We start from the raw sequence: 5,679 nt of genomic DNA, 5'->3' as shown, positions 1-5,679 counted from the left end.
CCATCGCCTCGATGGACGAACTGGGCGCCGGCTTCACCCTGGCCACGCACGATCTGGAAATCCGCGGCGCCGGCGAACTGCTGGGCGAGGACCAGAGCGGGCAGATGGCCGAAGTGGGCTTCAGCCTCTACACCGAACTGCTGGAACGCGCGGTGCGCAGCATCAAGCAGGGCAAGCTGCCGGATCTGGATGCCGGCGAGGAAGTGCGCGGTGCCGAGGTGGAGCTGCACGTGCCCGCGTTGATTCCGGAAGACTACCTGCCGGACGTGCACACCCGCCTGACCCTGTACAAGCGCATTTCCAGCGCGCGTGACAGCGATGCGCTGCGCGAGCTGCAGGTGGAGATGATCGACCGCTTCGGCCTGCTGCCGGATGCGGCCAAGCATCTGTTCGCCATTGCCGAACTGAAGCTGCAGGCCAACACCCTGGGCATCCGCAAGCTGGACCTGGGCGAGCATGGCGGCCGCATCGTGTTCGAATCCAAGCCAAACATCGATCCGATGGCGGTGATCCAGCTGATCCAGAAGCAGCCCAACCTGTATGCCATGGACGGGCCGGACAAGCTGCGCATCAAGCACCCGCTGCCGTTGCCGGAAGACCGCTTCAACGCGGCCCGCGCCCTGCTGCTGACCCTGGCGGTACGCTGAGACGGCCACGCGCGGTACCCTATGCATCCCCCAACCCAACCGGGCCCGCACATGCGGGCCTTGTTGTTTCCGCGTACCAAGGTGGCGCACCTCTCTCCATGCTCCATTCCACTCCTCCCGACCTGCTGCACACCGATGCCTGCCTGATCGATGCGCTGTCGATGTCGCTGCAGATGCGCGACGCCTACACCCGCCACCACTGCGACCGCGTCGGCCTGCTCGCCCAGCGCCTGGCTGTCCACTGCGACATGGACGGCGAGCGCTGCGGGCACGTCGCGCTGGCGGCGCGCTTCCATGACATCGGCAAGATCGGCATTCCCGACGACGTGCTGTTGAACCCGCGCCGGCACACCGAGCAGCAGCGCGCGATCATGCGCGAGCACCCGGTGCGCGGCGAGCACATCTTCCTCGCCACCGGCCGCAGCGATGCCGTTCCCGTGGCGCGCTTGATCCGCGCCCATCACGAGGCCAACGACGGCAGCGGCTACCCCGATGGCCTGCGGGGTGAAGCGATTCCGTTGGGCGCGCGCATCCTCACCGTGGTCGATGCCTACGATGCGATGACCAGCGCCCGCCCCTACCGCGAGGCGATGGAGCATGAGGCGGTGCTGCGTATCCTTGAAGACCAGGCCGGCGGCCTGATCGACCCCTACGTCCTGGACCGTTTCCACGGCATGCTGGCACGGGAACCCGCGCTGGCCAGGTAGAGTCGACCGTTGGTCGACTGATTTTCCTGCAGACCACGAAATCCCGCGCTGCGCGCGATCATCGACCAACGGTCGACGCTACCCCGTCGCCTGTTCCGGCCGTCCGTACAAAACGAAGGCCCCGCTTTCGCAGGGCCTCCTGCATCTTGCATCACGTGTGACCGATTACCAGATCACTACACGCTTGTCGTCGGCACGCACCATCGCATCACCCGCCTTGCACTGGAACGCAGCAGCGAAGGACGGCATGTTCGACGGTGCACCGTTGGCGCGGAAGTTGGCCGGGGCATGCGGGTCGGTGTTCAGACGCACGCGCAGCTCGCCATCGGTGAAGTTGCGGCGCCACACGGTGGCCCAGTTCATGAAGAAACGCTGGTCCTGGCTGTGGCCATCGACGTCGACATTGGCCTTCGGGTCTTCCTTCAGGGCCATCTGCAGCGCGTCATACGCCACGGTCAGGCCGCCGAGGTCACCGATGTTCTCGCCCAGGGTCAGCTTGCCCTTCACGAACACGCCCGGTACCGACTCGTAGCCGTCGAACTGCGCGACCAGCTTGTCGGTACGTTCGGTGAAGGCCTTGCGGTCGCCGTCGGTCCACCAGTTGTCGAAGTTGCCGTTGGCGGCGAACTGGCTGCCCGAATCATCGTAGCCGTGCATCATCTCGTGGCCGATGACCGCACCGATGCCGCCGTAGTTCAGCGCCGGATCGGCCTTGGCGTCGAAGAACGGTGCCTGCAGGATGGCGGCCGGGAACACGATCTCGTTCTTGGTGGCGTTGTAGTAGGCGTTGACGGTCTGCGGGGTCATGCCCCATTCGGTCTTGTCCACCGGCTTGCCGATCTTGTCCAGCATGTAGCGGTAGTTGAACGCTCGCGCCGCCTGTATGTTGCCCAGGTAGCTGTCACCGTTGGTCTGCAGGCCCGCCCAGTCACGCCACTTGTCCGGGTAGCCGATCTTCGGGGTGAAGCTGGCCCACTTTTCCAGTGCCTTCTTCTTCGTTTCCTCGCCCATCCACGGCAGCTGCTCCAGGCGCGCCTTCAGCGCCTGCGACAGGTTTTCCACCAGGTGCTGCATGGCGACCTTCGATTCGGCCGGGAACACGGCATCGACGTACAGCTGGCCCAGAGCTTCGCCCATGCCGCCGTTCACCGATTCCAGCACGCGATTCCAGCGCGGCTGCATTTCCTTCTGGCCACGCAGGGTGGTGCTGTAGAAGTCGAAGTTGGCCTTCTCGAACTGGCTGCTCAGGTACGGCGAGGCATCGTCGATGGTGTGGAAGCGCAGGTAGGCCTGCCAGGTGCTGGCCGGCACATCGGCCAGCATCTTGTCCATTTCACCGAAGAAGCCCGGCTGGGCCAGCGAGAACTTCTGCGCGGCCGGCACCTTCAGGGTGTCAAACAGCGCGGTCCAGCTGAAGTTCGGGGTCAGCCTGTCAGCGTCGGCGGCGCTGAGCGGGTTGTAGCGCTTGGCCGGGTCACGCATCTCGATGCGCGACATCGACGCCTTGGCCAGGCGGGTCTCGAAGGCCATCACCGCCTTGGCCTGCTCGGCAGCCTGCGCCGCGTCCATGCCCGACAGGGTCAGCACCTGGGCGATATAGGCCACGTAGGCCTCACGGATCTTCGCCTGCGATTCGTCGAAGTAGTAGCCCTTCTCCGGCAGGCCCAGGCCCCCCTGGCCGACGTAGGCGATGACGTTGGCCGAATCCTTGTAATCGGCATTGGCGAACAGCGAGAACAGCACGCCCTTGCCCTCAACCTGGCTGTCGCGCAGGTACTGGGTGAGGGTGGCGGTGTCGTTCAGCGCGGCGATCTTGTCCAGCTGCGGCTGCAGCGGGGCCAATCCGGCGGCCTCGATCTTCGCTTCGTCGTTGCCGGTCTTCCAGATGTCACCGATCTTGGCTTGCACCGAACCGGCCTTGGCCTGGCTGGCAGCGGCCTGTTCGACCAGCGCGTGCTGCACTTCCAGCGAGCGCTCGCGCAGGATCTCGAAGCTGCCCCAGGTGGTCTGGTCGCCCGGCACCGGGTTGGCCTTCAGCCACTTGCTGTTGACGAAGCCGTTGAGGTCGGTACAGGCGGCGATGGACGGATCCAGGTCGGCGCTGTTGAGCGAGATCAGCGGGGTCTTGATCTGCGACTGATCGAAGGCCGGCTTGGCATCGGTGGTTGCGGCCGGCGCGGTTTCGTTCTTGCCACAGGCGGCCAGCGAAGCAGCAATGGCGATGGTCAGGCCCAGCGGGACCAGGTTGCGGACGTTCATGGAGTCTCTCTCCGGCGGCGAATCATCCAGCGTAGCGGGCATGGCCACGTTGGGGACCGGCCAAAGGTCACAGGGCGATGCAGGGCCGCTACCATGGGTGACGATGAAGATACTGACGCTTGCCACACCTCTGAACGCACCGCTGCGGCTCTGCACCGGCAGTGCCGACACGGCCGGCATCAAGCTTCTGCCTGATCCCGTTGCCGATGACTTGCTGGCACAGCAGACTGCGCTGGAGGAGCTGCTGGGCTGCACGCTGAGCGTGGAAGACTGGGGGTTTGATTGTTGAGGGGAGCAGCCACCCATGGGGTGGCTCTACCAGGCACGGGCAGCCACCCGTGGGGTGGCTCTACCCGGCCTTTTTCTTACTTCGCCTTGCCCTGGTTGGCCACGGCTTCAGCGGCCTTGCGGGCAGCTTCGGGGTCGCCCAGGTAGCGGAACGACTGCACGGTCAGGTCGTCATTCAGTTCGAACAGCAGCGGAATGCCGGTCGGGATGTTCAGCTCGAGGATTTCCTCGCGCGAAACATTGTTGAGGTACTTGTACAACGCGCGCAGCGAGTTGCCATGGGCGGTGACCAGCACGGTCCTGCCGTCCTTCAGCTGCGGCGCGATGGCGTCTTGCCAGTACGGCAGCACGCGATCGAGCGTGGTCGCCAGCGATTCGGTGCCCGGCAGTGCGTTGCGGTCCAGGCCGGCGTAGCGGCGGTCATGGATCGGGTGGCCCGGATCTTCCAGCTCCATCGGCGGCGGCGGGATGTCGTACGAGCGGCGCCACACCTTGACCTGCTCCTCGCCGTGCTTGGCGGCGGTCTCGGCCTTGTCCAGGCCCTGCAGGCCGCCGTAGTGGCGCTCGTTGAGGCGCCATGACTTGTTCACCGGCAGCCAGTCCTGCTCCAGCTCGGCCAGCGCCCCCTGCAGGGTGTGGATGGCGCGCTTGAGCACCGAGGTGTGGGCGACGTCGAACTGCAGGCCTTCCTCGCGCATCAGACGGCCGGCGGCGGCCGCTTCCCGGCGCCCCTGCTCGGTCAGGTCGACGTCGACCCAGCCGGTGAAGCGGTTGTCCAGGTTCCACTGGCTCTGGCCATGGCGCAACAGTACGAGTTTACGGGTCACTGCAGGGTCTCCAACGCGAGGAAAGGCAGGCGGCCATTGTAGCCCCGGCTGCCGCTCACCGGGCCGTGGCGCCGCGCATGCGATGCTGAGGCCAATGAATACGGTGATCGACCCCGGGCGCTGGGAAGGCAGTGTCACCGCCGCCCGCGCGCAACAACTGCAGCTCGCTGCCCGCGTGGAGCGCCAGGACCGCCTGCCCCGCGACGTGCGCTGGCTGGCCGGGCTGGACGTCGGCTTCGAGGACAACGGCGCCACCACCCGCGCCGCAGCGGTGCTGCTGGATGCGAACACGCTGCACCCCGTGGCGCAGGAAATCGCGCGCATTCCCACGGTGATGCCGTACATCCCCGGCCTGCTCAGCTTCCGCGAGCTGCCAGCGTTGTTGGCCGCGCTGGCATTGCTGCCCCGCGCGCCGGACCTGGTGTTCGTCGACGGCCACGGCGTCAGCCATCCACGCCGGTTGGGCGTGGCCGCGCACCTGGGTGTGGTGACCGACCTGCCGAGCATCGGTGTCGCCAAGTCGAAGCTGGTGGGCCGGTTCATCGAGCCGGGCGCCGAAGCGGGCGCGCATGCGCCACTGCTGGACGGCGATGAGCAGCTGGGCTGGGTGCTGCGCAGCAAGGTGCGCTGCAAGCCGCTGTTCGTGGCCGGTGGCCATCGGGTCAGTGCCGATACCGCGCTGGATTGGGTGCAGCGCACGCTGCGTGGCTATCGGCTGCCGGAGCCGACCCGGCTGGCGGATCGGCTGGCTTCACGTCGGGACGAATGATCTCCCCCGCTCTGGACGGATGCAGCCTGTGCGGTCGCGTCGGGACGATTGAGTGGCGTCGACTGTCAGTCGACTATCGCGCGCAACGCGGGCTTTGTCGCAGCCTCGCGGAAGAGCAGTCGACTATCAGTCGACTCTACCAATGCGGTTCCACACCGCGGGTTTCGTAGCAGACTCTGCAT

General features: G+C 66.2%; 6 protein-coding genes. 4 read left to right on the top strand and 2 right to left on the bottom strand.

All coding sequences use genetic code 11. The features are described from left to right. Positions 1 to 647, top strand: a 647-nt coding sequence (locus ACQKDV_RS18075) for a TRCF domain-containing protein (protein WP_427785584.1), incomplete at its 5' end; no start/stop codon positions are given. A 98-nt stretch (positions 648 to 745) separates the two neighbouring features. Further along, a complete protein-coding gene (locus ACQKDV_RS18070) occupies positions 746 to 1,354 on the top strand; it encodes an HD-GYP domain-containing protein (protein ID WP_427785582.1) in 609 nt (202 codons plus the stop codon). 165 nt (positions 1,355 to 1,519) lie between these two features. On the opposite strand, the gene ACQKDV_RS18065 is transcribed toward ACQKDV_RS18070, so the two are convergent. Continuing rightward, positions 1,520 to 3,613: a M13 family metallopeptidase gene (locus ACQKDV_RS18065; protein WP_427785581.1), complete on the bottom strand. Its 2,094-nt coding sequence runs from the start codon at positions 3,611 to 3,613 to the stop codon at positions 1,520 to 1,522. Here ACQKDV_RS18065 and ACQKDV_RS18060 point away from each other — a divergent pair. Then, positions 3,612 to 3,902 carry a hypothetical protein gene (locus tag ACQKDV_RS18060; protein ID WP_427785580.1) on the top strand — a complete coding sequence of 97 codons (291 nt, stop codon included), beginning with the start codon at positions 3,612 to 3,614 and terminating at the stop codon, positions 3,900 to 3,902. The two genes, ACQKDV_RS18065 and ACQKDV_RS18060, sit on opposite strands and share 2 nt — an antisense overlap. A gap of 76 nt (positions 3,903 to 3,978) precedes the next feature. Here ACQKDV_RS18060 and gpmA read toward each other — a convergent pair whose 3' ends face one another. After that, positions 3,979 to 4,728 (bottom strand): 2,3-diphosphoglycerate-dependent phosphoglycerate mutase, encoded by a 750-nt coding sequence (gene gpmA / locus ACQKDV_RS18055; RefSeq protein ID WP_427785579.1) that lies wholly within the window; start codon positions 4,726 to 4,728, stop codon positions 3,979 to 3,981. Positions 4,729 to 4,822: 94 nt separating this feature from the next. Here gpmA and nfi point away from each other — a divergent pair, with 94 nt between their 5' ends. Beyond that, positions 4,823 to 5,497 carry a deoxyribonuclease V gene (nfi, locus tag ACQKDV_RS18050; protein WP_427785578.1) on the top strand — a complete coding sequence of 225 codons (675 nt, stop codon included), beginning with the start codon at positions 4,823 to 4,825 and terminating at the stop codon, positions 5,495 to 5,497. Positions 5,498 to 5,679: the final 182 nt, after the last annotated feature.

The sequence above is a fragment of the Stenotrophomonas sp. NPDC077659 genome (genome assembly GCF_050268705.1).
In the GTDB taxonomy this organism is placed as follows: Bacteria; Pseudomonadota; Gammaproteobacteria; order Xanthomonadales; family Xanthomonadaceae; genus Stenotrophomonas.
The sequence above is the reverse complement of the archived record's forward strand: the minus strand, read 5'-3'. Positions and strand labels throughout refer to the sequence as shown.

Coding starts and splice junctions, on each gene's coding strand:
- ACQKDV_RS18070 (WP_427785582.1), top strand. CDS start 746: ATGCTCCATTCCACTCCTCCCGACCTGCTGCACACCGATGCCTGCCTG.
- ACQKDV_RS18060 (WP_427785580.1), top strand. CDS start 3,612: ATGGAGTCTCTCTCCGGCGGCGAATCATCCAGCGTAGCGGGCATGGCC.
- ACQKDV_RS18065 (WP_427785581.1), bottom strand. CDS start 3,613: ATGAACGTCCGCAACCTGGTCCCGCTGGGCCTGACCATCGCCATTGCT.
- nfi (WP_427785578.1), top strand. CDS start 4,823: ATGAATACGGTGATCGACCCCGGGCGCTGGGAAGGCAGTGTCACCGCC.